General features: G+C 57.9%; 28 protein-coding genes, 4 tRNA genes and 1 other RNA gene. 8 read left to right on the top strand and 25 right to left on the bottom strand.

Annotation, left to right across the window (positions count from 1 at the left end):
• The 12 genes from ABIE61_RS11465 to ABIE61_RS11410 form a co-directional block, all read right to left on the bottom strand.
• Nucleotides 1-512: GTP-binding protein (locus ABIE61_RS11465; RefSeq protein ID WP_354409573.1), on the bottom strand; the 512-nt coding region annotated here is incomplete at its 3' end.
• Nucleotides 513-598: 86 nt separating this feature from the next.
• Nucleotides 599-673 (bottom strand) — tRNA-Thr (locus ABIE61_RS11460).
• A 19-nt stretch (nt 674-692) separates the two neighbouring features.
• A tRNA-Gly gene (locus ABIE61_RS11455) sits at nt 693-767 on the bottom strand.
• Nucleotides 768-778: 11 nt separating this feature from the next.
• A tRNA-Tyr gene (locus ABIE61_RS11450) sits at nt 779-862 on the bottom strand.
• Nucleotides 863-886: 24 nt separating this feature from the next.
• Nucleotides 887-962 (bottom strand) — tRNA-Thr (locus tag ABIE61_RS11445).
• Between the two features lie 25 nt (nt 963-987).
• Nucleotides 988-1641: a hypothetical protein gene (locus tag ABIE61_RS11440; protein WP_354409570.1), complete on the bottom strand. Its 654-nt coding sequence runs from the start codon at nt 1639-1641 to the stop codon at nt 988-990.
• Nucleotides 1642-1644: 3 nt separating this feature from the next.
• Nucleotides 1645-2370: a type III pantothenate kinase gene (locus ABIE61_RS11435; RefSeq protein WP_354409568.1), complete on the bottom strand. Its 726-nt coding sequence runs from the start codon at nt 2368-2370 to the stop codon at nt 1645-1647.
• Complete coding sequence (gene birA, locus ABIE61_RS11430; RefSeq protein WP_354409566.1) at nt 2367-3332, bottom strand: bifunctional biotin--[acetyl-CoA-carboxylase] ligase/biotin operon repressor BirA; 966 nt, start codon at nt 3330-3332, stop codon at nt 2367-2369. The genes ABIE61_RS11435 and birA overlap by 4 nt, the downstream gene beginning before the upstream one ends.
• Nucleotides 3329-3853 carry a dihydrofolate reductase gene (locus tag ABIE61_RS11425; protein ID WP_091826362.1) on the bottom strand — a complete coding sequence of 175 codons (525 nt, stop codon included), beginning with the start codon at nt 3851-3853 and terminating at the stop codon, nt 3329-3331. The genes birA and ABIE61_RS11425 overlap by 4 nt, the downstream gene beginning before the upstream one ends.
• A 15-nt stretch (nt 3854-3868) precedes the next feature.
• Nucleotides 3869-4711, bottom strand: coding sequence for a thymidylate synthase (locus tag ABIE61_RS11420; RefSeq protein WP_354409564.1), 843 nt, complete (start codon nt 4709-4711; stop codon nt 3869-3871).
• Nucleotides 4712-4778: 67 nt separating this feature from the next.
• Nucleotides 4779-5561, bottom strand: coding sequence for a prolipoprotein diacylglyceryl transferase (lgt, locus tag ABIE61_RS11415; RefSeq protein ID WP_206838216.1), 783 nt, complete (start codon nt 5559-5561; stop codon nt 4779-4781).
• 6 nt (nt 5562-5567) lie between these two features.
• On the bottom strand, nt 5568-6368 hold the full coding sequence (locus ABIE61_RS11410; protein ID WP_354409562.1) for a sulfite exporter TauE/SafE family protein: 801 nt from the start codon (nt 6366-6368) through the stop codon (nt 5568-5570).
• A 70-nt stretch (nt 6369-6438) separates the two neighbouring features.
• Between ABIE61_RS11410 and ABIE61_RS11405 the strand changes: the two genes are divergently transcribed.
• Nucleotides 6439-7254 (top strand): NRDE family protein, encoded by an 816-nt coding sequence (locus ABIE61_RS11405; protein WP_354409560.1) that lies wholly within the window; start codon nt 6439-6441, stop codon nt 7252-7254.
• Here ABIE61_RS11405 and ptsP read toward each other — a convergent pair.
• Nucleotides 7160-9490 (bottom strand): phosphoenolpyruvate--protein phosphotransferase, encoded by a 2331-nt coding sequence (ptsP, locus tag ABIE61_RS11400; protein ID WP_206841819.1) that lies wholly within the window; start codon nt 9488-9490, stop codon nt 7160-7162. The genes ABIE61_RS11405 and ptsP overlap by 95 nt on opposite strands.
• Before the next feature lie 38 nt (nt 9491-9528).
• Nucleotides 9529-10005, bottom strand: coding sequence for an RNA pyrophosphohydrolase (locus ABIE61_RS11395; protein WP_354409558.1), 477 nt, complete (start codon nt 10003-10005; stop codon nt 9529-9531).
• Nucleotides 10006-10170: 165 nt separating this feature from the next.
• Here ABIE61_RS11395 and ABIE61_RS11390 point away from each other — a divergent pair, with 165 nt between their 5' ends.
• Nucleotides 10171-10827, top strand: a complete 657-nt coding sequence (locus ABIE61_RS11390; protein ID WP_206838211.1) for a histidinol-phosphatase — start codon at nt 10171-10173, stop codon at nt 10825-10827.
• Between the two features lie 49 nt (nt 10828-10876).
• Here the strand turns inward: ABIE61_RS11390 and ABIE61_RS11385 are convergent, their stop codons facing one another.
• The 9 genes from ABIE61_RS11385 to ABIE61_RS11345 all read right to left on the bottom strand — a co-directional run bounded on the left by ABIE61_RS11385 (nt 10877) and on the right by ABIE61_RS11345 (nt 19857).
• Nucleotides 10877-11296: a CBS domain-containing protein gene (locus ABIE61_RS11385; RefSeq protein ID WP_354409556.1), complete on the bottom strand. Its 420-nt coding sequence runs from the start codon at nt 11294-11296 to the stop codon at nt 10877-10879.
• 77 nt (nt 11297-11373) lie between these two features.
• Nucleotides 11374-12411 (bottom strand): NADP(H)-dependent aldo-keto reductase, encoded by a 1038-nt coding sequence (locus ABIE61_RS11380; protein ID WP_354409553.1) that lies wholly within the window; start codon nt 12409-12411, stop codon nt 11374-11376.
• Nucleotides 12412-12438: 27 nt separating this feature from the next.
• Nucleotides 12439-13635, bottom strand: a complete 1197-nt coding sequence (locus tag ABIE61_RS11375; RefSeq protein ID WP_206838196.1) for a class I SAM-dependent rRNA methyltransferase — start codon at nt 13633-13635, stop codon at nt 12439-12441.
• A 75-nt stretch (nt 13636-13710) separates the two neighbouring features.
• The gene (gcvH, locus tag ABIE61_RS11370; RefSeq protein WP_091826348.1) at nt 13711-14103 is read right to left on the bottom strand and encodes a glycine cleavage system protein GcvH; all 393 of its coding nucleotides are present in this window, start codon (nt 14101-14103) and stop codon (nt 13711-13713) included.
• 29 nt (nt 14104-14132) lie between these two features.
• Nucleotides 14133-15236 (bottom strand): glycine cleavage system aminomethyltransferase GcvT, encoded by a 1104-nt coding sequence (gcvT, locus tag ABIE61_RS11365; RefSeq protein WP_354409550.1) that lies wholly within the window; start codon nt 15234-15236, stop codon nt 14133-14135.
• 126 nt (nt 15237-15362) lie between these two features.
• The gene (locus tag ABIE61_RS11360; RefSeq protein ID WP_354409547.1) at nt 15363-16628 is read right to left on the bottom strand and encodes a UbiH/UbiF/VisC/COQ6 family ubiquinone biosynthesis hydroxylase; all 1266 of its coding nucleotides are present in this window, start codon (nt 16626-16628) and stop codon (nt 15363-15365) included.
• A gap of 25 nt (nt 16629-16653) precedes the next feature.
• Nucleotides 16654-17898, bottom strand: coding sequence for a 2-octaprenyl-6-methoxyphenyl hydroxylase (ubiH, locus tag ABIE61_RS11355; RefSeq protein WP_206838173.1), 1245 nt, complete (start codon nt 17896-17898; stop codon nt 16654-16656).
• 17 nt (nt 17899-17915) lie between these two features.
• On the bottom strand, nt 17916-19232 hold the full coding sequence (gene pepP, locus ABIE61_RS11350; RefSeq protein WP_354409545.1) for a Xaa-Pro aminopeptidase: 1317 nt from the start codon (nt 19230-19232) through the stop codon (nt 17916-17918).
• Between the two features lie 16 nt (nt 19233-19248).
• Entirely contained in the window at nt 19249-19857 is a 609-nt protein-coding gene (locus ABIE61_RS11345) for a UPF0149 family protein (protein WP_091826341.1), read from the bottom strand.
• Between the two features lie 165 nt (nt 19858-20022).
• On the opposite strand from ABIE61_RS11345, the gene ABIE61_RS11340 reads away from it, so the two are divergent.
• The 4 genes from ABIE61_RS11340 (at nt 20023) to ABIE61_RS11325 (ending at nt 21430) form a co-directional block, all read left to right on the top strand.
• Nucleotides 20023-20232 carry a TIGR02449 family protein gene (locus ABIE61_RS11340; RefSeq protein ID WP_091826339.1) on the top strand — a complete coding sequence of 70 codons (210 nt, stop codon included), beginning with the start codon at nt 20023-20025 and terminating at the stop codon, nt 20230-20232.
• On the top strand, nt 20229-20555 hold the full coding sequence (locus tag ABIE61_RS11335; protein ID WP_091826337.1) for a cell division protein ZapA: 327 nt from the start codon (nt 20229-20231) through the stop codon (nt 20553-20555). Before ABIE61_RS11340 ends, ABIE61_RS11335 begins: the two co-directional genes overlap by 4 nt.
• Before the next feature lie 93 nt (nt 20556-20648).
• Nucleotides 20649-20828, top strand: a non-coding RNA gene (gene ssrS, locus ABIE61_RS11330) — 6S RNA.
• Between the two features lie 8 nt (nt 20829-20836).
• Complete coding sequence (locus ABIE61_RS11325; protein WP_354409542.1) at nt 20837-21430, top strand: 5-formyltetrahydrofolate cyclo-ligase; 594 nt, start codon at nt 20837-20839, stop codon at nt 21428-21430.
• Between the two features lie 329 nt (nt 21431-21759).
• On the opposite strand, the gene ABIE61_RS11320 is transcribed toward ABIE61_RS11325, so the two are convergent.
• A complete protein-coding gene (locus ABIE61_RS11320; protein ID WP_091826333.1) occupies nt 21760-22668 on the bottom strand; it encodes an AEC family transporter in 909 nt (302 codons plus the stop codon).
• Between the two features lie 70 nt (nt 22669-22738).
• Between ABIE61_RS11320 and ABIE61_RS11315 the strand changes: the two genes are divergently transcribed.
• Nucleotides 22739-23254, top strand: coding sequence for a glycine cleavage system transcriptional repressor (locus tag ABIE61_RS11315; protein WP_091826331.1), 516 nt, complete (start codon nt 22739-22741; stop codon nt 23252-23254).
• Nucleotides 23255-23311: 57 nt separating this feature from the next.
• On the opposite strand, the gene argH is transcribed toward ABIE61_RS11315, so the two are convergent.
• Nucleotides 23312-24709, bottom strand: a complete 1398-nt coding sequence (gene argH / locus ABIE61_RS11310) for an argininosuccinate lyase (protein WP_354409540.1) — start codon at nt 24707-24709, stop codon at nt 23312-23314.
• Nucleotides 24710-24960: 251 nt separating this feature from the next.
• Here argH and ABIE61_RS11305 point away from each other — a divergent pair, with 251 nt between their 5' ends.
• A complete protein-coding gene (locus tag ABIE61_RS11305) occupies nt 24961-26025 on the top strand; it encodes a TRAP transporter substrate-binding protein (protein ID WP_354409538.1) in 1065 nt (354 codons plus the stop codon).
• Nucleotides 26026-26031: the final 6 nt, after the last annotated feature.

The following is a 26031-nucleotide window of genomic DNA, read 5'->3' as shown; positions in this document are numbered from 1 at the left end:
ACGATCGGAGTGTCGTCGCCCGGGAAGTCGTACTGATCCAGAAGTTCGCGAACTTCCATCTCCACCAGTTCCAGCAGCTCTTCATCGTCTACCATGTCAGCCTTGTTCAGGAACACGACGATGTAAGGTACACCTACCTGACGTGACAGCAGGATGTGCTCACGGGTCTGCGGCATGGGGCCGTCAGCAGCAGAACATACCAGGATCGCGCCGTCCATCTGGGCAGCACCGGTGATCATGTTCTTAACGTAGTCAGCGTGTCCCGGGCAGTCTACGTGCGCGTAGTGGCGAGTCGGTGATTCGTACTCTACGTGTGAAGTAGAGATGGTGATACCACGCTCACGCTCTTCCGGTGCATTGTCAATACCGTCGAAGGCAACGGCTGCGCCGCCCCATACTTCTGCACAGACACGAGTCAGTGCAGCGGTCAGTGTCGTTTTGCCGTGGTCAACGTGGCCGATAGTACCTACGTTAACGTGCGGCTTGTTACGTTCAAATGATTGCTTAGCCATCGCGAGTCAACCTGATCAAGTCGTTTCAAGGACGCAAATACAACAAAGGGTAGACATATCTCTATATCTACCCTTTGCGACAAAACTGGAGCTCATGGGCGGATTTGAACCGCCGACCTCACCCTTACCAAGGGTGTGCTCTACCCCTGAGCTACATGAGCATATTCGGTATATCTTCGTTGGAGCGGGTAGCGGGAATCGAACCCGCCTCTTCAGCTTGGAAGGCTGAGGTAATAGCCACTATACCATACCCGCTTGAACGGAGATGGTGGTGGGAGGTGGATTCGAACCACCGAAGCTCGCGCGTCAGATTTACAGTCTGATCCCTTTGGCCACTCGGGAACCCCACCAGCCTTTCAAACACTTCGTCGAGATGGTGCCGGCACGAGGAGTCGAACCCCGGACCTACTGATTACAAGTCAGTTGCTCTACCAACTGAGCTATACCGGCCTTGTCTCTCGAAGTGGTGCGTATCTTACTGATCCGACTGGGACTGTGCAAGCCCAGAACATAATTTTTTTTCAATTTTTATACCCGGCCATCCTCGCAGTAACAGCTGCCTGGGGGCAAGGCCAATTTCCGTTCCCGCTGACACCTCAACTTCAAGCAGAACACCCGTACCTGGCTGCATGACCGGCTGCAATTCACTGTTAAGTCCCAAGCCTTCCTTCAGCGCACGCTGCTCAACCGCTGCTTCTGCACGGGCACGATCACCGGTGAACGGCCCCAGCAGGAAGCGCCCCTGACGGGTTTGCGGTACCCACCCCGCAATCGCCAGCCGGTCAAGCAACTCACGTTGCGCCTGAGCCTGTGATGGAATCTCAACCGCCAGCTGATAACCCACCACCTCTTCCGGAGCGGGGAACTGTGCAACGGCCATTGCGATCGGCGCCAGCAGTTGGGCGGCCTGCCCAGCTTCTTTCTCCGTTGCAAAAACGCCCACCTGATAACACTCAAGCTGAAGCGGGCGTACAACCTCCCCTCCGGACAACTCATGCAACAGCCGCAACCTGGTTACCTGATCCTGACTGAAGGCACTGTTGGCAGTTGCCGTCTGCTCACGTTGCGCGTACCACAAAAAAAGCAGCGCATTGCATAACAGCAGAATCAGCAACAACCAACGCAGCATGCCTTACTCCAGCGCCCAACGCAGTCCATCAAGGACCAGATCAGGCACAAGCTCTCCCATACCCATAAGTTCGCAAAACAGAGCACCATCACCCCCGGTCACCAGCAAGGGCGCACCTGCCTGCTGCTGTTCCAGCCAACGCGGCAGCATTTGTGCCAGCGAGCTGAACATCAGATTTGTTCCATGAGCCACAGCGCTGCTGGTGTCACAACCCGGCTCAAGACTGAACACCTCAATATCACGATCGACCAGTATGCCGGCCGTGGAGCCGGTCAACACCTGACGCATCAAGCGCAGGCCCGGTAGTATATAGCCGCCGAGATGTTCACCTTCGGCACCAAGCAGATCGATTGTAATTGCACTGCCACAATCAATGATGCAGCAGGCCTGCCCGCAACGCTGCCAGGCTGCCAGCATCACCAACCAGCGATCAACCCCCATTCTGGCCGGATCAGCATAACTGTTACGCACACCGGCAGCCGCTGCAGCCGTTCGCGCAAATCGCACCGGCACGCCCCAAACCGCTGCAACCGATTCAGACAGCGCCTGTTCAAAAGCGACACCTGCAACCGAGCCTGCCAGCACCTGTTGCGGCTCTTCAGGGCAGTCAGCCAGGCTCGCAACACTAAACTCGCGCGTCAGCCAGCGCCCGCTTGCCGCTGCAGCGCCACTCCCCTGTCTGTAGCGCCATTTGATAAACGTATTACCCGCATCGACCTCAAGTATCATTGCAGTCGCACGCTCATCTCGCCACCGTGGAACACTTCCTGTCCGGCACTCGTTTGCAGTCGCAACCCACCTTGATCAGTCACCCCCAAACAGACCCCTTCATACCGGCGTGGCCCTGAGGTCAGTGCCACCTCACGCCCACGAAAGGCGTTGGCCTCCTCCCAGGCGGAACGCAGTGGCGCAAAGCCACTGGTTTCAAAGCGCTCCAGCATGTGGATCAGCTCACTCACCACAGTCGCAAGCAGCTGTGTTCTTGAACCGGAATATCCCAGCTGAGTCAGATCCACACAGGGCTGATCCAGCTGCTCAGCCATTGCTTCAGGCAATTGAACATTGAGACCTATACCAATAGCCACCTGACATTCACCCGCCGCATCGCCACTGAGCTCAATCAGAATTCCACCCAACTTGGCATCATTCACCAGCAGGTCATTGGGCCACTTAAGCCCGATATTCACTAGCCCCTCCTGTGCCAACGCTTGCTGCAATGCCAGCCCGACAGCAAGACTGAGCCCCTCAAGGGCGGCAGCACCACTGTTAAAGCGCCAGGCCAGAGAGAAACAAAGACTTGAGCCCAGCGGGCTGACCCATTGCCGCCCACGCCGCCCCCGTCCCGAGTGCTGATACTCGGAAGCGAACAGCCCAGTCGTGAGCCCCGCCTGCATGGCATCCAGTGCACGCGTATTGGTTGAATCCGTTTCCACCGTCAGCACCAATTGCCCAAGCCGGTCTCGCACAGGTTGCGGCAGCAGCTGCTGCAGGTCAGCTTCATCCAGCAGATCCAGGCCTCCGGGAATGCGATATCCCCGCCCCTTCACGCTATACACCTCAACACCCAGCTCCTGCAGCCGCTGCATGTGCTTCCAGACAGCACTGCGACTGATGCCCAGGGTTCGACCAAGTTCACTGCCGGAATGGAATGCACCATCAGCCAGAACCCGCAACAGGTTATCCAGCATCATGCAGTCTTGCCTCCAGCACGATCCAGCACGATAAAACTGTAATCATAAGGATTGGGCTCAATGGCACTGAAGTCTTCCCGAGCCATCTCTTGCCACTGCGTGGGGTCGAGCGGCGGAAAATGCGCATCACCCTGCACCTCGGCATGAACCTGAGTCAAATAAAGGCGATCAGCCTGCGGCAGGGCAAGTGCATATATCTCGGCACCACCAATGACCAGCGACTCCTCAAAGCCATTGACGAGTGCCAGGCTCTCCGCCAGCTCAATCGCCTGTTGCAGACTGTGGACAACCCGGACCCCTGCACCATCATGAGTCCAGTCCGGATTGCGCGTGATGACGATGTTGGTGCGTCCCGGCAGCGGTCGACCAATCGACTCGAAGGTTTTGCGCCCCATGATGATCGGCTTACCCAAAGTCACCCGCTTGAAGTACTTCAGATCCTCCGGCAGATACCAGGGCAGCTTGTTGTTATTACCAATTACTCGGTTTTGAGACTGGGCAGCAATCATCGCCAAACGCATGAGATCTCCTCGGATTCAGACAGCGATAGGGGCTCGAATGGCAGGATCAGGCGCATAGCCGATCACCTCGAAATCATCGTATTCATAGCTGAAGATATCCGCCGGTCGGCGCTTTATCTGCAGCTGAGGCAAGCGCTTGGGCGTACGCGACAACTGTTCGTCCACAATGGCCGGATCACTCAGATGATTTGCATACAGGTGCAGATCGCCAAAGGTATGCACAAACTCCCCCACCTCAAGATCACATTGCTGTGCGATCATGTGGGTCAGTAGCGCATAGGAGGCTATATTGAATGGCACCCCCAGAAAGAAATCGGCACTGCGCTGATACAGCTGGCAACTCAGCCGACCGTTTGCCACATAAAACTGGAACAGAGTATGGCAGGGAGGGAGAGCTGCCTTGCCGTGCCGGGCATTCTCTTGCGGGCTGAGCGACTCATCCGGCAGATCCGCCGGGTTCCAGCCACTGACGATCAGGCGGCGTGAGTTGGGGGTGCGCTTGATCTGTTCAACAACAGTGGCGATCTGGTCGATACTGGACCCATCCGGACAGGCCCATGAACGCCACTGCTTGCCGTAGACCGGCCCCAGCTCACCGTTTTCCAGCGCCCATTCATTCCAGATACTAACCCCGCGCTGCTGCAGCCAGGTGTTGTCGGTGCTGCCTGAGAGGAACCAGAGCAACTCGTAGATCACCGACTTCAGGTGCACCTTTTTAGTGGTCAACAGTGGAAAACCTTCACTCAGATCAAACCGCATCTGGCGCCCGAACAGGGAACGTGTACCTGTACCGGTGCGATCACCCTTGTCAGTGCCCTGCTCCTTGATATCACGCATCAGATCCAGATACTGCTGCATATGCGCCCCGCTCCAAAAACAAATGGACTTCATTCTAGGGCGTTTGGGTTGTGTAGACCAGATCGATCTATGTTTTGCGGCGGTAAGCCAGCAGCATCAGCAACCCTCCCAGCAGCAGCATTGGCAGCGACAACAACTGCCCCATGGTCAGCCAGTCAAACGCGATAAAGCCGAGATGCCCGTCCGGCTCACGCACAAATTCAACCAGAAAGCGGAAACTGCCATACGCCATCAAAAACAGGCCCGACACTGCCATGCGTGGGCGAGGACGGGATGAAAACCACCACAGCAATACAAACAGGACAACACCCTCCAACAGCATCTGATACAGCTGTGACGGGTGTCGTGCCAGCATGTCACCGGCACGGGGGAAGATGACGCCCCAAGACTGATCCGTTGGCCGTCCCCAGACCTCCCCGCCGATAAAGTTGCCCAACCGGCCGGCACCGAGCCCGATCGGCACCAGTGGCGCAATGAAATCCCCGATTTCGAAGAAGGTTTTCCCTTGTCGCCTGGCAAACAGCCATGCCACCGCGAGCACGCCCAGCAAGCCCCCGTGGAAAGACATGCCCCCCTCCCACACGGCGAACAGCCAGAGCGGGTCCTGCAGAAAATAGTCAAAATTGTAGAACAGGACGTAGCCTGCACGCCCACCGACGATCACGCCGACCGCGCCCCAGAATACCAGATCCGACACCTGCTGCTCGGTCCAGCCTGAACCTGGTTGACGGGCGCGCCTATTGCCCAGCCACCAGGCACCGCCAAAACCGATCAGATACATCAGTCCATACCAGTGAATTTGCAGCGGGCCCAGCTCCAGCGCCAGCGGGTTGATATTATGAATCCACATAAAGCCTCACCAGAGATTACCGAGAATAAAACGCAGCGATACCGCGAGCAAAAACAGGGCAAAAACCTTTTTCAGCTTCGCCTGCGGCAGACTGTGTGCCAGCCGCGCACCGATCGGCGCCGTCAGATAGCTGGCCACGACAATACCGGCAAAAGCCGGCAGGTAAACATACCCCAGACTCCACGCTGGCAGCTGCTGTTCACCCCAGCCGAGCCAGATATTGGTGCCGGCCCCCATCAGTGCGATTGGAAGACCACAGGCCGCTGAAGTCGCAACTGCCTGCTGCATATCGATCCGACGCCAGTTCAGATAGGGCACCGTCAGGGTACCGCCACCGATACCGAAAATCGCAGACGCCCAGCCGATCCCGGCTCCTGCTACCCCAAGCTCAGGTCTTGATGGCTGCGCATCACCTGTAGAAGGCTTGAGATTCAGGGCCATCTGGATGGCTACCAACAGCACAAAAATGCCGATGGTCAGCTGCAATACCGGGCCGGGCAGTTGTACTGCCGTATTCACGCCGAGCAGAGCGCCAAACAGAATACCCGCCCCCAGCGGCCGGAACAGTTCCCAGCGCACCGCCCGACGCCCGTGATGCGCCCGAACAGAGCTGATCGACGTGACTACGATGGTTGCCAGCGAGGTTGCCACCGCCATATGGGTCAGTACAGCAGCGGATATTCCCTGCAGCTCAAAGGTAACGATCAGCACCGGCACGATCAGCAGACCGCCACCGATTCCAAACAGGCCGGCAACGACACCAGCCAGCGCACCCAGCAACAGATACAGCGCCAAAGTTGTTAACATGGTTTCAATCCTGGTACGAAAAAGTCGATTATATTAGTGACTGTTGCCCACAGATGAAACCGGAGGGGATGTGTGTCTGCTCACTATTGCCGTTAATGCCGATCCGGAATGGCCGCTGCTGCTGGTTGCCAACCGTGATGAATTTCATGCGCGCCCCACCGCACCCGTCGCCCCCTGGCCAGACCTGCCCATTTTGGGCGGTCGGGATCTGCAGGCAGGCGGTAGCTGGATGGCACTGGGGAACAACAATCGCTTTGCACTGGTTACCAATCACCGCGATGCACGGCGCCAGCCACCCGAGGAAGCCCCCAGCCGCGGGACGCTGGTTACGGAGTTCATTCTCTCTCAGCAATCGGCACAGGATTTCTGCCAAAGCCTTACAGCCGCACGTGCCGGCTTCAACCTGCTGCTGGCCGATGGCAAGGGACTTTGGCATTACAGCAACGTCAACGGTCTGTGTCAGCCGGTCATGCCCGGCATCCATGCATTAAGCAACGCGCTGTTGGATACACCCTGGCCAAAGGCACTGCGTGCCAGGGCAACCCTGGCACGCGCCATGGATAACCGTGAGCTGAGCGAAACCCAGCTACTGCGATTGCTGCACGATGAGCATCGCCCCAGTGATGAGGCACTGCCGGATACCGGTATCCGGCTGGAACGGGAACGGCTGCTGTCATCCTGCTTCATCCGTTCGCCGGATTATGGCACTCGCGCCAGCACTCTTTTGTTGCAGCACCGCAGCGGCCGCATACTGTTTTTGGAGGAGGGATACGACCGGGATGGCCGCGCGCTCAGTCTGCGCCGCTACAGTCTGGATCGTCCTCTGCTGGTTCCTGTTGATTGGGAAGGCGTGGCCGGGTCAGCTGCCCCAGGCCCAGATGCTTGAGAGTACGACGCAAATACCGGTGGATCTCTTCGGCATCATCCATGCGCAGCACCTGACTGAGCAGTGACTGCGCTCTGGCCAGGCTTACACCACGAATGGCGGACTTGACCCGTGGAAGGTTGTTGGAGTTCATTGACAGCACTTCATACCCCATCGCCATCAACAACAGTGCCCCGCCAGGGTCGGCTGCCATCTCGCCACAGATGGACACTGGCTTGCCCTCCTTGCGGGTTTCACGGGCAATGTACTGCAGCGCGCGCAATACAGCGGGATGATAGGGTGCATACAAGCCGGCCACGCGCGGGTTGTTGCGGTCCACCGCCAGCAGGTATTGGGTCAAATCATTGGACCCCACTGAGATAAAATCGACTATGCGTGCAAAGCGGCGCACCTGGTACACCGCGGCCGGAACCTCTACCATCACGCCGACCATGGGACGCTCAACCGCGTAACCTTCATCCTGCAGCTCGGCCAACGCACGGTCGATCTGGCGCATCGCCTCTTCGACTTCGTGCACACTGGTCACCATCGGCAGCATGATGCGCAGATTGTTGAGCCCCTCGGAAGCGCGCAACATGGCCCGCACCTGTACCAGAAATATTTCGGGGTGGTCCAGGGTTACTCGGATGCCGCGCCAGCCCAGGAAGGGATTGTCTTCCTCGATCGGGAAGTAGGGCAGCGCCTTGTCGCCGCCGATATCCAGTGTTCGCATGGTCACGGGCCGCGGTGCAAATGCTTCCATCTGACTGCGATAACTCTGCAGCTGCTCCTGTTCGCTGGGGAAGAAATCACGGATCATGAAGGGAATTTCAGTACGATACAGACCGATCCCTTCGGCACCACGCTCCAGTGAGCGGGTCACATCCGCCACCAGCCCGGTATTGACCCACAGCGGCATGCGATAACCGTCCGTTGTTTCAGCCGGCAGGTCCCGGAGCCCTTCCAGCCCGGCTGCCACCAACCGCTCTTCACGCATCACTTCACGGAAGGCTTCCAGCAACTGTTCCGAAGGGTTCACATAGATGCGACCGGAGTAACCGTCCACTATCACCTTGCGCCCCTCAAGGCGGGTAAAGGGCAGGTCGACCACCCCCATCACGGTGGGTATGCCGATTGAGCGTGCCATGATCGCTGCATGGGAATTGCCCGAGCCGGTCACCGATACCAGTCCGACCAGCTTGTTCTCCGGCACCATGCCCAGCATCGCCGGCGACAGTTCATCTGCGATCAGGATACTGTCATCGGGATAATCCACCTCCATCGGGCCTGCACTTTCCTGCAGATAGCTGAGAATGCGCCGGCCAAGGTCGCGCACATCGGTAGCCCGCTCACGCAGGTAGGCGTCTTCCATGGCGTTGAACTGCTTCACATGGCCAAGGATAACTTCGCGCAGCGCGCCCTGAACCCAGTTGCCGGCACGAATGTGCGCCTCAATTTCAGTCTTGAGCGCCGGGTCATCCAGCATCCGCAGGTAAACGTCAAACAGCGCCTGTTCTTCGGACTTCAGCCGCTGTGCCAGACTGCGTCCCGCGGTGCGGATATCATCCCGTACCGCTTCCATCGCCATCTCCAGACTATGCAGCTCCTGCTCGACATCGTGTGGAGTCTTGTCTGGAACGGTTTCCAGCTCGGCGTCGATGGTTGCCACGACCACAGTTCCAATCGCCACTCCCGACGCGGCAGCCACACCATCGAAGCGACGATCATGCACCGCCTTCGCCTCGGCCTGGGGGTGCTGCTCCGAGTTGATTGAACCGGTCGCCTCTGCATGGGCGATAACCCCTGCCAACTGGGCCGACACCGTTACCAGAAAAGCCTCTTCACTTTCATCAAAGCGGCGCAGATCATGCTGCTGTACGACCAATACCCCCAGCACACTTCGGTGATGGATGATCGGCACCCCCAGGAAGGCATGAAAGCGCTCTTCTCCGGTTGACTGGAGGTAGTGAAACGCCGGGTGACTGAAGGCATCTTCCAGGTTGATTGGCTCGGCTCGCTGTCCCACAAGCCCCACGATACCCTCTGTCATGGACAGACTGACCTTGCCGACCGCTTCCTGATTCAGCCCCTGGGTTGCTCGCAGTACATAGCGCTGCTGCACTGAGTCCAGCAAAAAAATAGAGCACACCTCCGTCCGCATGGCACGCTGAATACGGCGCACAATCAGGTCCAGCACAGACTCCAGGTCCGGGGCAGTACTGACTTCCTGTACGATTTTGCGCAGTACACTCAACATGCTCATGGAGCGCTCCTATCTCTGCATCAGACCACGGCCTATAAACGTGCCAACCGCGGTGACAACTCCTTCATCGCTTTCCGATACACCTCGCGCTTGAAGGACACCACCTGCCCCAGAGGGTACCAATAACTGACCCACTCCCAGCCATCAAACTCGGGAGAGTCGGTATGGTCGATCCGCACGGCACTGTCTTCACTGAGCATCCGCAACAGGAACCATTTCTGCTTCTGGCCTACACACACAGGGTGTGAGTGGCGCCTGATCATGCGTTTGGGCAAACGGTAGCGCAGCCAGCCTCTCGTCACCGCCATGATTTCAACATCATAGGGCGACAAACCGATCTCTTCGCTCAGCTCACGATACATTGCCTGCTCCGGCGTTTCGTTCGACTGTATGCCCCCCTGCGGGAACTGCCAGGCGTTCTGCCCGATGCGTCTTGCCCAAAGAACCTGACCCTGCGAATTAACCAGAATGATTCCGACATTGGGCCTGAATCCATCTGTATCAATCACAATTCTGATCCCGATCAATATACGTTTTAGTTTTATTGTTCCACAGATCCGTGATTTGGCAAATAGCCACCGCTTCTCGGCAATTGCACGTACCTCCAGGCCCGTCTATGCTTGCGCTTTATTTTCAGCCGGCTCCGCCGGCAACCGACACTGAGGGAGTTAGCCGTGAGCCTGGCGATTTTTGATCTGGACCATACCCTGATCGGCGGCGACAGCGACCATGCCTGGGGCGAATTTTTGTGCCGCAAGGGCGTGGTAGACGAAACGGAATACCGCGCTGCCAATGACCGCTTCTATGAAGAGTACCTGCGCGGCGAGATGGATATCCACCAGTTTCTGAATTTTGCGCTGAATCCACTGGCTCAGCACTCACCGGAACAACTGGACAGATGGCACGCAGAATTCATGCATGAGTGCATCGAGCCGATCATCCTGCCCAAAGCGGAAGCATTGCTGCAACAGCACCGAGAACAGGGCGACTTTCTGCTGATCATCACTGCAACCAACCGCTTCGTAACGGCACCCATTGCCCAACGGCTGGGTGTCGATGATCTGCTGGCCACCGATCCAGAGATGATCAACGGCCGTTTCACCGGTAAGGTCGCCGGTACGCCGTGCTTCCAGGGTGGCAAGGTGACACGCCTCCAGCAGTGGCTGAAACAGACCGGCCACAGCCTGAAAGACAGCTGGTTCTACAGCGACTCCAATAACGACCTGCCACTGCTGGAAGTAGTGGACAACCCGGTAGCTACCAACCCGGATGAACGCCTGCGGACAACGGCAGAGGCACGTGGCTGGCCGATCCTGCAGTTGATGGAGTGATATCGATGGCTGCGCCGGGGTGACTCTGTTTCGGCGCGGCCATTCCCCATCAGAGGCGCGTGCGGCAGGCTTTCATGCTGGCATTAAGCGCACGCATGATGGAACGACGGCTAATCACCCCCGCCAGCCGACCGTCCTTGCCCACGACCGGCCAGGTTTTGGGTTTATCACCGCCCATTTTCTGCACCTGATCAATAATGTTCTCTCCGGGGCTGGCACACAGCGGCTCGCTGAACATGATATCGCGCACCTGAATCCGGCTATCACAGTGGTAACTGCCACTGATTAGATAACCGACACAATCATGCTCGGACACAAAGCCACACACCCGATGCTCATCATCAACCACGGGCAAACCGCTCTGGCCAGACTGCAGTATCAGATCCACCGCCTCGGCCAGCGTCATCTCCACGTGCAGCGGATAGGGTACAGGCTGCATCAAATCCTCTACGCGTTGCTGATGAATCATATTGACTCTCCTTGGGTCACCGGTCGTCTTTTGCAGCTATTATCTCAGATCGTTGCCTGCTTCTGTCTTGATTATAGTCAGGGACAGGGGTTGGGGTAGCGTTGATGGATCGCTTCAATCTCTGCCAACAGATCGGAAGTCAGGGTCAGCTGCAGGGACGCGAGGTTACTGCGCAGCTGGGTCATGCGAGTCGCGCCAATGATATTACTGCCCAGGAAAGGCCTGCTGTTCACATAGGCCAGCGCCATTTGTGCCGGGTCCATGCCCTGCTCGGCCGCCAGCGCCAAATAAGCATCGGTGGCCGCAAGTCCCTGCTCGGTAATATAGCGCTTGTACTCGGGAAACAGCGCCAGACGCGATCCCTCAGGGCGAGCCCCTCCTGCGTATTTGCCGCTGAGCACGCCAAATCCCAGCGGTGAGTAGGCCAACAGACCCACCTTTTCACGCAGCAGCACCTCGGCAAGCCCTACCTCGGTCGTGCGGTTGAGCAGACTGTAGGGATTCTGTACCGAGATGATCCGAGGCAGACCCAGCTGCTCGGCCAGCTGAAGGCACTTCATGGTACCCCAGGGGGTTTCGTTGGACAGACCGATGTAGCGGATCTTGCCCTCGCTTACCAGGTCCCCCAGTACACGCAATGTTTCAGCCAATGGCGTGCCATCGGCTGAAGGGTCGTGCTGATAGCCCAGCTGGCCAAAGAAGTTGGTCTTGCGATCGGGCCAGTGCAGCTGATACAGGTCGATATAATCCGTTTGCAGACGGGTCAGGCTGCCTTCGATTGCCGCACGCAGGTTGGCCTCGTCATGATGGAGATCAGGACGCAAATAGCTGACCATCTCGCCAGGACCGGCTGCCTTGGTGGCCAGTACGACCTGATCCCGACAACCGCGTTGTCGCATCCAATTGCCGATATACTGCTCCGTACGCCCCTGAAACTCTGCAGCGGTGGGCACCGGATACATCTCGGCGGCATCGATCAGGTTCACGCCCTGAGCCAAGGCATAATCGAGCTGTTCGAACGCTTCTGCCTCACTGTTCTGACGCCCGAAGGTCATGGTCCCCAGTGCGATACGGCTGACATTCAGCTCGGACTGTCCCAGCATTTGATACTGCATTGCGTTCTCCTCTGACTCTCGACCTGTTTAACCTGCAGGCAGCACGCGCATAAAGTAGGCTTTCAGGTATTCGGTTTCGGGAATGGCCGGATGGATCGGGTGATCCGAGCCCTGGCTGCCCTGCGCGAAGATCTGGCCGTTACGATCCAGCTCGCGGCTGTTCGCGCGCAGAATATCCACCAGGCGGCTCTTTTCCAGATGCATGGAACAGGACGCGGATATCAGTGTGCCGTCCTTTTCCAGCAGCCGCATGGCCAGATTATTGATACGGGCATAGGCACGCTCGCCGTTGCGGATATCCTTGCGCCGGGCGATAAAGGCCGGCGGGTCCACAATCACTACATCAAAGCGCTCCTTGTCGGCGACCAGTGCCTTGCACAGGTCAAAGGCATCGCCCTGCAGGCCCCGAAAGCGGGTTTCACCCTCATTGATGCGCGCATTTTCGGCTGCTACTTCCAGCGCCGTCACCGAAGCATCCACACACACCACTTCGGAGGAGCCGGCGGCCAGTGCCTGCGCCCCCCAGCCGCCAACGTAACTGAACAGATCCAGCACCCGCTTGCCCTTGACCAGCGTCTGCATGCGCGCCCGGTTCTCACGGTGGTCATAAAACCAACCAGTCTTCTGTCCAGTCAGAATCGGCGCCAGCAGGTTCACCCCGTTTTCCATCAGCGGGGCCAGCTCCGGCACTTCGCCCTGCACCACTTCGACATAGGTCTCCAAGCCTTCGGTTGCACGCATCTTGCCGTCATTGCGGAACACAATCGCCTGCGGCTGGAACACTTTGTTAAGCGCATCCACGATCTCCTGCTGCAGCTGTTCCATGCCGGCACTGGAAATCTGTACCACAAAGATGTCGTAGAAACGGTCCACCACCAGCCCGGGCAAAAGATCGGCATCGCCAAAGATCAACCGGTAGCAGGGCTGATCAAAGCACATTTCACGCAGTGACTGGGCCACCTTGAAGCGATGTACCAGCAGCGAGCGATCCAGCGGATAACGCAGATCCCGGCTCAGCATTCGGCCACAGATCAGTGTATTGGGGTTTACCGAGGCAATACCCAGCGCTTTGCCACGGGCATCCTGTACCACCACCTGCTCACCGGGCTCGAAAGCCTTCAGCGGTGTGGCCTGGTTGTCCACTTCGTTGCTGTAGATCCAGAGGTGGCCAGCCCTAAGGCGGCGGTCTGCATTGTTCTGAAGCTGGAGGGGTCTGAGATTCATCGTATTCACATGCTCTGAAATGACTGTCCCGGCCTGAGCCGGGACAGTGGAATTATGCAGGCCCAACGGCCGGGTTCAGCTTTCGGACTCGCAGTGCGCTGCGTATCCGTCGGCATCCAGCAGATCATCGAGCTCTGCCGGGTCCGTCAGCTTGAGTTTGAAGAACCAGCCATCACCATAGGGATCAGAGTTGACCAGTTCTGGAGAATCTTCAAGTGCTTCATTGATTTCCACGACCTCACCACTGAGAGGAGCATAGACATCGGAAGCGGCCTTGACGGATTCCACCACACCGGCATCATCCCCGGCTGAAACTTCATCACCCACATCCGGCAATTCGACAAACACCACATCACCCAGCAGGTCCTGAGCGTGCTCGGTAATACCGATGGTCACGACACCTTCACCCTCTTCGCGGATCCACTCGTGGCTGGCGACATATTTCAGTTCATTGGGGATGTTGCTCATCTGGGCTTCCTATCGGTCTTGTTCAGGATTCAGGAAAAAACTTTTTCACCATGGCGTACGAACGGCGGTTTCACCACCTGCACGCGCACGCGCTTGCCACGCACTTCGACTTCGGCGTCACTGCCGATACCTGCCGGCACCCGCGCCAGCGCAATGGAGTGTCCCAGGGTCGGTGAGAAGCTGCCGCTGGTAATTTCACCTTCACCCAGCCCATCGACCACCACTTTCTGGTGGGAGCGCAGCACCCCACGTTCAGTCAGGACCAAGCCTACCTGGCGTTCGGCAACCCCAGCAGCCTTCTGTGCTTCCAGCGCTGCTCGACCGACAAAGTCGCGCTCTGCCGGTTCCCAGGCGATGGTCCAGCCCATGCCGGCCGCCAGTGGTGATACACTTTCATCCATATCGGAGCCGTACAGGTTCATGCCGGCTTCCAGACGCAGGGTATCACGAGCCCCCAGACCACAGGGAGCGACACCCGCGTCCAGCAGGTGCTGCCAGAAGTCCGCCGCCTCTTCTTCGGGCAGCATGATTTCCAGGCCGTCCTCACCAGTATAGCCGGTACGCGCAATAAACCAGCCTTCCGATTCCTGGCCCACAAAGGGCTTCAGCTCGGAAATCAGGCGGGCACGAGACTCGCTTACCACCTGCTCCACACGCTGACGCGCTTTCGGGCCCTGTACAGCAATCATGGCCAAGTCGGGCTGCTCGGTCAGCGTAACGTCAAAGCGCACGGCCTGATCAGCCATCCAGAGCAGATCCTTGTCACGGGTACCACAGTTGACCACTACCCGATACCATTCACCGGATGAATCCGGTTCGGTCATCAAATAGACGATCAGATCATCGATCACGCCGCCCTTTTCGTTCAACATGCCGCTGTAAAGCGCTTTGCCCTTCTGCCGCAACAGTGCCACATCGTTCGCCAGCAGGTGGCGCAGGTAACTGCGTGCCTGAGCTCCGGACACATCCACCACTGTCATGTGGGACACATCGAACATGCCTGCGCTCTGACGTACCTTATGATGTTCTTCAACCTGGGATCCGTAATGCAGTGGCATGTCCCAACCACTGAAATCAACCAGCTTGGCGCCCAGCGCATGATGTTGTTCGTAGAGTGCGGTCTTATGTCCCATCGGCAAACTCATCTGCAGCAGTGTTCGGAATTTGCAGCTTCAACAGCCACGTCGCAACCGGTTAACACAAAAAAAGGGAAGACAATGTATCGGCATTTACGCCGCAGTTCAATCTTTAACCGCCCGTCAAATAGTCGGACGCCGCGTCAGCGCCGGTCGCTCACCCGAAAGCCCCATCGCCTGCAGCACCAGGTGTTGTTTAAGCGGCTCCAGCCGGTCGGTCAGATTCATGCCACAGCTGCGTAACAGACGCACAACCGGCGGCCGGGGTGCAAACAGGCGACGAAACCCTTCCATGGCAGCAGCCATGGTCAGATTGGCGCTACGACGCTGACGCTGGAAGCGGCGCAACACCGCTTCATCGGTCCAGCGCTCACCTCGCGTCTTGGCTGCCAGCAGCACTTCAGCCAACGCGGCGGCATCCATAAAACCGAGATTTACGCCCTGCCCGGCCAAGGGGTGGATGGTATGGGCGGCATCACCCACCAGTGCAAGTCCCGTCTCGGCATAGCGGTGTGCGTGGCGCTGGCGCAGCACAATCGAGCGGCGTTCGTCACAGCCCTCGATGCGCCCCAGACGGTGCCCAAAAGCGCGCCCAAGGGCGGTGCAGAAGTCAGCTTCATCCAACGCCATCAAGCTGGCAGCATGCTCGGGTGAAGTCGACCAGACAATTGACAGGGTACGATCATTCTCTGCCGCCAGCGGCAACAGTGCCAGTGGGCCATCTTCGGTAAAGCGCTGCCAGCAGGTATCCGCGTGTGACTGTTCGGTGTGAATAGTGGTGACAATGGCGTGATGACCATAGTCCCACTCAGTGGCACCAATGCCTGACAACTGTCGCGTCAGGGATTCCGCTCCATCAGCCCCTACCAGCAACCGAGTCTCAATGCGACGACCATTACTCAACACCAGCTCGCGGTGACCATCGGTATCAGGAGCCGACAACTGCCTCAGGGAGACATCGCTGATCAATTCCACATTATCAAACCGATTGAGCTGCTCATGCAGCGCCGCCAATATCACACTGTTCTCAACAATATAGCCCAGGCAGTTTTCATGCAGGGCATCGGCACTGAAATGGATACGGCCACTGCCCTCTCCATCCCAAACCTCCATATCGGTATAGGCTGCGGCACGCCTTGCCTGCACACCGCTCCAGGCGGACAAAGAGGTCAGCAGTTGAACAGATGCCAGATTGAGAGCACTGACGCGGGCGTCATGCCTGCCCGGAGTCATGGCTGCGTCGGCTTCTGCCAACCACTGTTGCAACGATCCGGGACGCTGCTCAAGCAGCTGGATCCTGACACCTGAAGGTGCCAGCGCACAGGCCAGTGCGGCGCCCACCATGCCGGCGCCACTGATCACAATATCGGTCATAGAGGATGAGGTCATGTTCAGCTCCGACAGGAAAGGGGGGTCAGCGTAGCCGTGCGGAGGGCTGGTCAAGCCCCATGGCGGCACGGGCAAACAGGGTTTTGGCAGGAGGACAACTTTCAAGCAGCTGCAGCCCGCTGCCACGCAGAGCCCGCAGCAGTGGATTGTGGCTGGTAAACAGTTTCATGGTTCGATCACTGAACTGAATGGTACGAAACTGATCCTGCCGCCGCTGCTCAACAAACTTCTGCAGCGCAGTCAGGTCACCCAGCGCAAGGTCGGCACGCTTGCGCGCGATGATCAAGTCTGCCAGCGCAACGGCGCCGCGCAGGGCAAGATTGTAGCCCTGTCCGGCGATCGGATGCAGAGCGTGCGCGGCGTTACCCAGCACCACCAACCCGGCACGCACCTGCTCTTCTGCCAGCGACAGCTTCAGCGGGTAGTGATAGCGCTCACCCACCGCGGTAAAACGGCCGGCACGGTAACCGAAGCGCTCCTGCAGGCGCGCCAGAAACGCCGCATCATCCAGCGCCAGAACCCCGTCCAGCTCGTCATCACCCAGAGTCCAGACCAGACCGCAACGGTTGTGGCCGTTGATCGATTCGCCGGGCAGCAGCGCCAGCGGGCCATCCTGAGTGAAGCGCTCATAGGCTATGTTGCGGTGCGGCCGATCCAGTGACACATTGGCAACCAGTGCATGCTGATCATAGGACTGTACGCTGTAGCCGATTCCCAGCTGTTCGCGCAGGGACGAGCGACCACCGTCAGCCATGACCATCAGGTCAGCCTGCAGTCTCTGCTGCTCGCCGTTGACCTGCAGCTGCAGCCTGTTGCCGCCGGCACGCTGCTCCAGCGCAGTCACCTCGACCGGCGCCATCAGAGTCAGCCACGGACCGACATTGCGCTGTAGCTGGCTATTCAACACCTGGCCCAGCCAATGGTTTTCCACCACATAGCCCAGCGCCGGGACGGCCTCATCCTCAGCCTGTAGCCGGGTGGTGCCGAAACGCCCGCGCTCGGACACGTGTATGGTATTGATCGGCGTCAGATGAGCCTGCAGCGCCTGCCAAAGCCCCATACGCTCATACAGGGTACGCACACCCTGAGCCAGCGCCGTTGAGCGATTGTCGTAACTGGGGGTGAAAATCGGCTCATCCGCACCCGGCAAAGGCTGGGCTTCGACCAGTGCCATCCGCAAATTGAGCGCTTTTGCCGTTGGCAGCAGGGCGCAGGCCAGACTCGCCCCGACCATGCCGCCACCAATTATGACCAGATCATACTGCTGCATGCGCGTTCCTCACTGAGTCAGCGGCGAGCCATCAGCTCTTCGATGGCGGCAACGGTTTTGGGTACGGCCGAAGTGAGCACCTCGCAGCCCGCAGGCGTGACCAGCACATCATCTTCTATACGGATACCGATGCCGCGCCAGCGAGGCTCAACACTGTCATCATCCGGTGCGATATACAGCCCCGGCTCCACGGTCATCACCATACCCGGCTCAAGCGGTCGCCACTCGCCCTTCAGTTTGTACTGGCCCACATCATGCACATCCATTCCCAGCCAGTGACCGATGCGATGCATATAGAAACGACGATAGGCACCTTCCTCAATCAACGCATCACGCTCGCCCACAAGCAGACCCAGCTTAATCAGCCCATCGGTCAGACACTCAACCGACAGATCGTGAATCTTGTTCCAGGGGACACCAGGCTTCATCGCCGCGATGCAGGCTTCCTGGGTATCCAGTACCAGCTGATACAGCGCCTTTTGTTCGTCACTGAAGCGGCCATTGACCGGAAAGGTACGGGTAATATCGCTGGCATAGTTGTCCAGCTCACAACCGGCATCGATCAGCACCAGATCACCATCCTGCATCGGAGCGCTGTTTTCGATGTAGTGCAGAATGCAGGCGTTGGCGCCGGCGCCCACAATCGGTGAGTAGGCTTGAAAGCGGGCGCCCTGCTGCATGCAGTAGCCGGTAATCTCGGCCTCCAGCTGGTACTCATGCATCCCGGGGTTTGCTGCGCGCATGGCGCGGCAATGCGCTTCAGCCGAGATTTCGGCGGCACGACGCATCACCTCCTGCTCGGCTTCAGACTTGAACAGGCGCAGCTCATGCAGCAAATTATCCAACAGCACCAGCTCTTCCGGCGCCTGCGCACCCTGACGGGCTCGGCCGCGAATCTCGTTGAGCCAGCCGCGTACCCGACCATCCAGGGCTTCATCGCTGCCCAGTGCATAGTAGAGCCGGCTGGCACCATCCAACAGGCTCGGCACTGTCTGCTCAAGCTCTGTCAGCGAGAACGCCTGGTCCGCGCCAAAATCACGTACACAGCCCTCGGGGCCGGCGCGGTAGCCGGTCCAGATCTCCATCTGCGGGTCGCGCGGCGGACAGAAAAGCACAAACTCACCCTCGACTCGACCGGGAATCAGGAGCAACAAGGCGTCCGGCTCATTAAAACCGGTCAGGTAATAAAAATCGCTGTCCTGGCGAAAACTATACTCGGCATCGCGGTTGCGCGTTTTCAGATGGGCTGCACAGACCAGCGCCACACTGCCGGCTGGCAACTTTTCCAGCAACCTTTGGCGGCGACGGGCAAATTCAGATTGAGCAATTTTCATGCTGACTTTCCTCCGGTCAGTGCAGAACAGGCGCTGTTTCGGCTGCAGCATCACTCGGCTGCCCATCCGGCTCATTGCATTCACTGAACACCAGCAATGCCGCCATGCGTACGTATTCCTGCACTTCCATCAGGTCATTTTCGTCTTCTTCCGCTTCGGCATCGGCAGCCGTTGTGATCTGAACGATCTGAGCCAGGTCTCGCAGGGTTTCCTGGCCTTCGATCGACAACCCCTGGCTACCCTTGCGTTCCTGCAGGCCGAAACCGCTGAGAAAACCGCTGCACCACAAACCCAACGCATCTGCACGCCCCGCCAGTGGCTGGTCATCATCCGGCAGGACCAGTTCAAAGCTGAAGTCCGGGGCCTGCAGCTGCTGCAGCGTGGCCAGATACAGCTGCATGATGCCAGTACGCGTCAGCTCTCGGCTGAACGGCTCCAGATCCAGCAGCTCGCCGATACGGGCAAACAGGGTGACCGGATCAAACCGGGCACCGGCCGCTACCTGGCCGCACAGCAGTCCGTGCAGCTCAGCGGGGGAAAGGGTCAGCAATCCCTCTTCCACCAGCAGGTCAGCCAAAGTGTCAAAATCCGGCAGCTCGATTACGGGGGCCTGTTCATCTGTCATATTGATCTATCCGGTTCGGGTCATGTTTTTACAGAGGGTATCCGGAGAGGGCCGGCACTGCATTGATCTCTATGCTAGCATTTAGCCCTATACAGGGCCATGCGTGTCAGATTGACCCTGTCGCAACGGCTGTTTATAGTCAGCGCATACTGCATGGGGCCTGGCATGACCGAACATTATTTCAACGCACTGGAACACAAGATTGACCTGCTTCTTGCGCGGGTAGAACAGCTTGAGCTTGAAAACAGCACGCTGCGCGAACAGGACACCCGTCTGCGCGAAGAACGTGCTCAATTGATCCAGCTGAATGACCAGACCCGCAGCAAGGTTGAAGGCATGATACAGCGACTCAAGGCACTGGAGCAGAACTCATGAGCGCAGACGCACGCACTGTCACCGTCAAGTTGCTCGACAAGGAATATACCATCAGCTGCCCGGACGGAGCCGAAGCGGAGTTACTGGCCTCTGCCGACTACCTGAACCAGAAAATGCTCGATATACGTCACTCAGGCAAGATCATCGGCCTTGAGCGGATCGCTGTTATGGCCGCATTGAATATGTCGCACGAGCTGATCAAAAGCCGAGAGGAACAGCGTCAGGCAGTAGAGGTCAACCTGCGCCGATTGGGGCAGAAAATTGACCAGAGCCTGGCACGCAACAACACCTCCAAAGCGAATGAAAACTCTTCATCATCCTGAAAACATTTTATTTTCATAATTTTAAGCATCCTTAGCAGAAGCAGAAAGAATTACAAGAGCTGACATTCAGACAAGCACGCGTATAATGAAATCAGGTTCCTGGAGTGTTCGACAGTCGGTCAAGTCCCTCGAGCCGATAAGCAATACCCCGGCAGCGCTCAACTGGTATTGTGAGCATGTCCGCTTGACGGAAAGCCTGATATATCAGTAAGCGCTTCCACTCTGAACCTTAGGGTTCAGGGCCACGACCGACACCGGCACTCCGGGAAGCCTTTTACATCATGCAGGATCGCAAAACACTCCGCCGCGAAATGCGGGCCCGAAGACGGGCACTTACCCCCCAGCAACAGCGCACAGCCGGTCGCTGCCTTGCTCGAAACCTCGCCCGACAACTCTGGTTCGCCAAGGCTCGCCATGTGGCAATTTATCTGCCCAACGATGGCGAAATCGATACCCGACCACTGATAACCCTTTGCCGCACGCTTGGAAAAACGCTCTATCTGCCGGTACTGCACCCGATCCGGCACAACCGACTCTGGTTTACCCCCTACGCCAAAACGACCCGGATGCAGCTCAATCGCTACCGTATACTGGAGCCCGTACTTCAGGGCAAGCCTGTTCGCCCTGCTGTGGCACTGGATCTGGTACTGCTGCCGCTAGTGGCGTTTTCAGCCGATGGTGGCCGTATGGGCATGGGAGGAGGCTATTATGACCGGACGTTTGCCTTCCGCCTGAAGGGCAATGGCATGCGCGGACCAAAATTGGTGGGACTTGCACACGAGTTGCAGCGAGTGAATCAGCTACCGATAGAAAGGTGGGATGTTCCGTTGGACGCGATCGCAACAGATTCGCGGGTTTACGCCATCAACTGTTGAAAACCTGCTGCACCATGGTGGCCAGTTGGAGATCGCTCTGTGAGATGCCAGTCATTACAGCACCTACTATGAACACAATCACGAGTACCAATACCAGATCCGGGCTTTTATTCATGATCGTCAGCAGTTATCCGATGGTTGCAGTTAAAGTTATGCTTTAAGTGTCAGCATAATCATGTGACAAACGCTAGTCTTTCACACGCAGCTTTTTTTTCAACCCCTTTGGCGGCACTTTTCCGGATTTTAACCTCTATTTTTTATATCTTCAGGGATATGTCGCCAAACGTGCCGAAAAATGTATGAAATAAGGTATGTTTTTGGCGACACTTTTAAAGAAGAATCAAAACTACGGGCAGCGTCAGCATTGAAATCATCGTCTGTGCCGTAATGATGCCCGCCATCAACTCGGCATCACCGCCCATCTGCCGGGCCAGAATATAGGCCGAAGTGGCCGTCGGTACGGCCGCAAATATCACTACTACACTGGTTGTCAGCAGGTCCAGCTGCCACAACCCGGCCAGCGCAAACGCCAGCAGCGGCAAAAACAGAAGCTTGATCAGACTGGCCGCGACCAGTGCCCTGCCGCCGCCACGCAAGGCCCGCAAGTCCAATCCGGCTCCCACCGCCAGCAGCCCCATTGGCAACGCCATACGCCCCAACAGCTCCAGCACCGAAGTTACACCCAAAGGCAAAGCAGCGCCCGAAAGGCTCAACGCAATACCCAGCAGACAAGCCAGAATCAACGGATTTCGAGCCAGTGTCATCAGCAGTTGACGCGGCGAAAACGCCTGCTCGGAAGTCAGTGCAAAAGCCAGGACGCTGAACAGGTTCAGCAGCGGAATCATCACGGCCGTTATCACCGCCGCCAGCACGATGCCCTCTGACCCGTGCAGCGCCGCAGTGACAGCAAGCGCAACATAGGTATTGAAGCGTACACTGCCCTGAAAAAAAGAGGTGAAGGCAGGTACCGTCAGACGCAACAGCGGTTTGCAGGCACAACAGAACAGAGCGGCCATAACCAACACAACCACAACCAGTGCCGCCAGCCGAATAGAATCGTCACCTGCCAGCTGGGCATTGGCCAGACGCTCCACCAGCAAAGCCGGAAACAGCACATAATAGGTCGCCTTTTCTGCCGGCTGCCAGAAACCTTCACCTGGAAATCCACTGCGACGAGCCAGAAAGCCGAGCAGCAGGAGCGCAAAAACAGGCCAGAGGGCGATGATTATCGGCTGCATCTGATATACATTCCCCTACAAGAGACGGCAACACAGGTTGCTCAACCATTACCAACAAAGGCTGCATATAATGCTGACATCATTGGTTCTTACGGTCATCGGACCGGATAAGCCGGGGCTGGTCGGACTGCTGTCCCGCACCATTGCCGAGCATCAGGGTAACTGGCTGGAGTCGGGCATGTCACGCCTGGGTGGCAAGTTCGCCGGCATTCTGATCACTCAAGTGCCCAACGAACAGGCCGAGGCACTGATCAGCGCACTGGAAGCGCTGCAAACACAGGGACTCAGAGTCACGGCGGAGCGCAGCGAAGACGCCCCACCCGTAGCCGAGATGCAGCCGATGACACTGGAGCTGGTGGGGCATGACAAACCGGGTATTGTGCGCGAGATTTCACAGGCACTGGCCGCACGACACATCAATGTAGAACGATTGAGCACCGAGCTGACCTCTGGCTCAATGTCGGCGGAAGAGCTGTTCAAGGCCGAGGCAGAACTGTTGGCCCCGGCAGACCTGGATCCGGATGATCTGCAGCAGGCACTGGAAGCGATCGCCGGTGATCTGATGGTGGACATCACCCTGCGCTGACAGCAAAACCAAGACTGGAGCCACCAAACTGGCGGCTCTTCGACCACCGCGTCATTTTCAGTCGGCACGCGCCGCCAACAGGTCACGACCGCGAATCACCGCTGCCCGCACCTGATCCGGTGCCGTGCCACCAATGTGGTTACGCGCCGCCACCGATCCTTCCAGCGTCAGCACTGCAAACACATCATCGGCGATCACATCGGAGAACTGCTGTAGTTCTTCCAGTGTCATGTCGGACAGGTCCTTGCCGGTCTTGATGCCGTAGGCGACGGACAGCCCGACAATTTCGTGGGCATCACGGAAGGCCACGCCCTTGCGAACCAGATAGTCGGCCAGATCGGTAGCGGTGGAGAAACCACGGCGCGCCGCTTCACGCATCTGATCCTTGCGCGACTCGATAGCCGGCACCATGTCACCAAAGGCACGCAGGCAGCCCTTCACCGTGTCCACAGCGTCAAACAGCGGCTCCTTGTCTTCCTGATTGTCCTTGTTGTACGCCAGCGGCTGGGACTTCATCAGCGTCAGCAGTGAGATCAGGTGACCGTAAACACGGCCGCTCTTGCCACGTACCAGCTCAGGCACGTCCGGATTCTTTTTCTGCGGCATGATGGAAGAGCCGGTGCAGAAACGGTCAGGCAGGTTGATAAAGTTGAACTGGGCCGATGTCCAGAGTACCAACTCCTCCGACATCCGGGTCATGTGCATCAGCAACAGGCTGGCAGCAGCGCAAAACTCGATGCCGAAATCACGATCGGACACTGCATCCAGGGAGTTGCCCGCCGGGGCATCAAACTGCAGCAGTTCGGCGGTGTAGTGTCGGTCAATCGGATAAGTTGTACCAGCCAGAGCCGCGGCCCCCAGCGGCATGATGTTGACGCGCTTGCGGCAGTCGGCAAAGCGCTCATAGTCACGGCTCAGCATCTCGAACCAGGCCAGCAGATGATGGCCGAAGGTGACAGGCTGGGCGGTTTGAAGGTGCGTGAAGCCGGGCATGATGGTATCGGCTTCCTGCTCGGCCAGATCCAGCAGTCCTTGCTGCAGGCGGCTGACCTCGGCCAGAATCAGGTCGATCTCGTCGCGCATGTAGAGACGGATGTCAGTGGCGACCTGGTCATTGCGCGAACGACCGGTATGCAGTTTCTTGCCGGTGATGCCGATCTTCTTCGTCAGTGCAGCCTCGATGTTCATGTGAACATCTTCCAGCTCCACCGACCACTCGAACTCGCCACGCTCAATCTCGACCCGGATCTCGCCCAGGCCACGGATGATTGCGTCACGCTCTTCCTCGGTCAGCACCCCCACCTTCGCCAGCATACGTGCGTGCGCCACTGAGCCCTGGATATCGTGCCGATAAAGACGCTTGTCGAAATCAACCGAAGCGGTGAAACGGGCGACGAATGCATCGGTTGGCTCACTGAAGCGGCCGCCCCACTGCTGATTGGTCTCTTTGCTCATACACCTCTACCTCGCTGACTCTGAATCGGCCCAAACAAGCGGACCGGTGAATGTCGATGAGTTGATTATACAGCCCTTTCCGACCAACAGCATGGTCAATACCGATTCCGGTTGCTGGCCAGCCAAAACCACCCAACCACAATACTTTAGTATTATTTTGAGACTTTAAATCTCATTTTGATTGACATAGCCTCAAGGCAGCATCATAAATAACGAGACTTATCGTCTCAAAATAACAAAAAGGAACTGATATGAAACCGTTCACACGCTCCCTGACCAAACACTCACTCACCCTGCTGACCGGCGCCGTGCTGGCGTCCAGTTTCAGTACCGCCACTCAAGCCACCGACGATCAGGTGCGCTGGAAAGTTCAGGCGGTGTTCAATACCAACTGGCCGGGTTTAGGCAACCCCATTCGCTTGGTCGAGGAGTCCCTGAAGGAAGCCAGTGGCGGAGAAGCCCAGATCAAGGTATACGAGCCGGGCAAAATCGTGCCGTCCTTTCAAATCACCGAAGCGGTGAAGAACAAGCAGATTCCTGCCGGTTATGCCTGGCTGGCCTATGATCAGGGCAAGATGCCTGCCGCGGCCCTGTTTGCCGCGATTCCCTTCGGCATGGACCCCCTGGGCTACAGCGCCTGGTGGTATGAAGGTGGCGGCCATCAGCTGGCCGAAAAACTCTATGCACCCCATAACATCCATCCGATCCTCTGCTCCATCACCGGTGCCGAAACCGCCGGCTGGTTCCGCAAGGAGATCAACACCCCCGAAGACCTCCAGGGCCTGAAAATCCGTTTTGCCGGTATCGGCGGCAAGGTACTGCAGAAGCTGGGCGCATCGGTCACTATCATCCCCGGCGGGGAGATCTTCCCGGCACTGGAGAAAGGCGCCATTGATGCCACCGAATTTGCGACTCCGGCCATCGACGAGATGCTCGGTTTCGACAAGGTTGCCAAGCACAACTACTTCCCTGGTTGGCATCAGCCCTTCACCGCCTCCCACCTGGTGGTCAATACCGATATCTGGAACGGCCTGAGCAAGCAGAAGCAAACCCTGATCGAAACCGCCTGTACCGCCGCCACTTTCCGCGGCCTGGCCTACAGTGAATCCTTGCAGGGCGACAAACTGGCCGGTTTCGACGCCAAGGGCGTGACACCACACCGTCTGAGCCCCGCCTTGATGGAAGCGCTGGAAAACGCCACTACCGAAGTGATGCAGGAAACCTCGGCCAGCGACCCCATGTTCAAGGAGGTATTCACCTCAATTCAGAATTTCCGTCAGGGATATGACCAGTGGAAAGAGCTGGGATCGCTGTAAGGCGCT

It is taken from the genome of Marinobacterium sp. MBR-111 (assembly GCF_040547585.1).
Taxonomy (GTDB): domain Bacteria; phylum Pseudomonadota; class Gammaproteobacteria; order Pseudomonadales; family Balneatricaceae; genus Marinobacterium; species Marinobacterium iners.
This window is presented reverse-complemented; position numbering and strand designations above follow the sequence as displayed.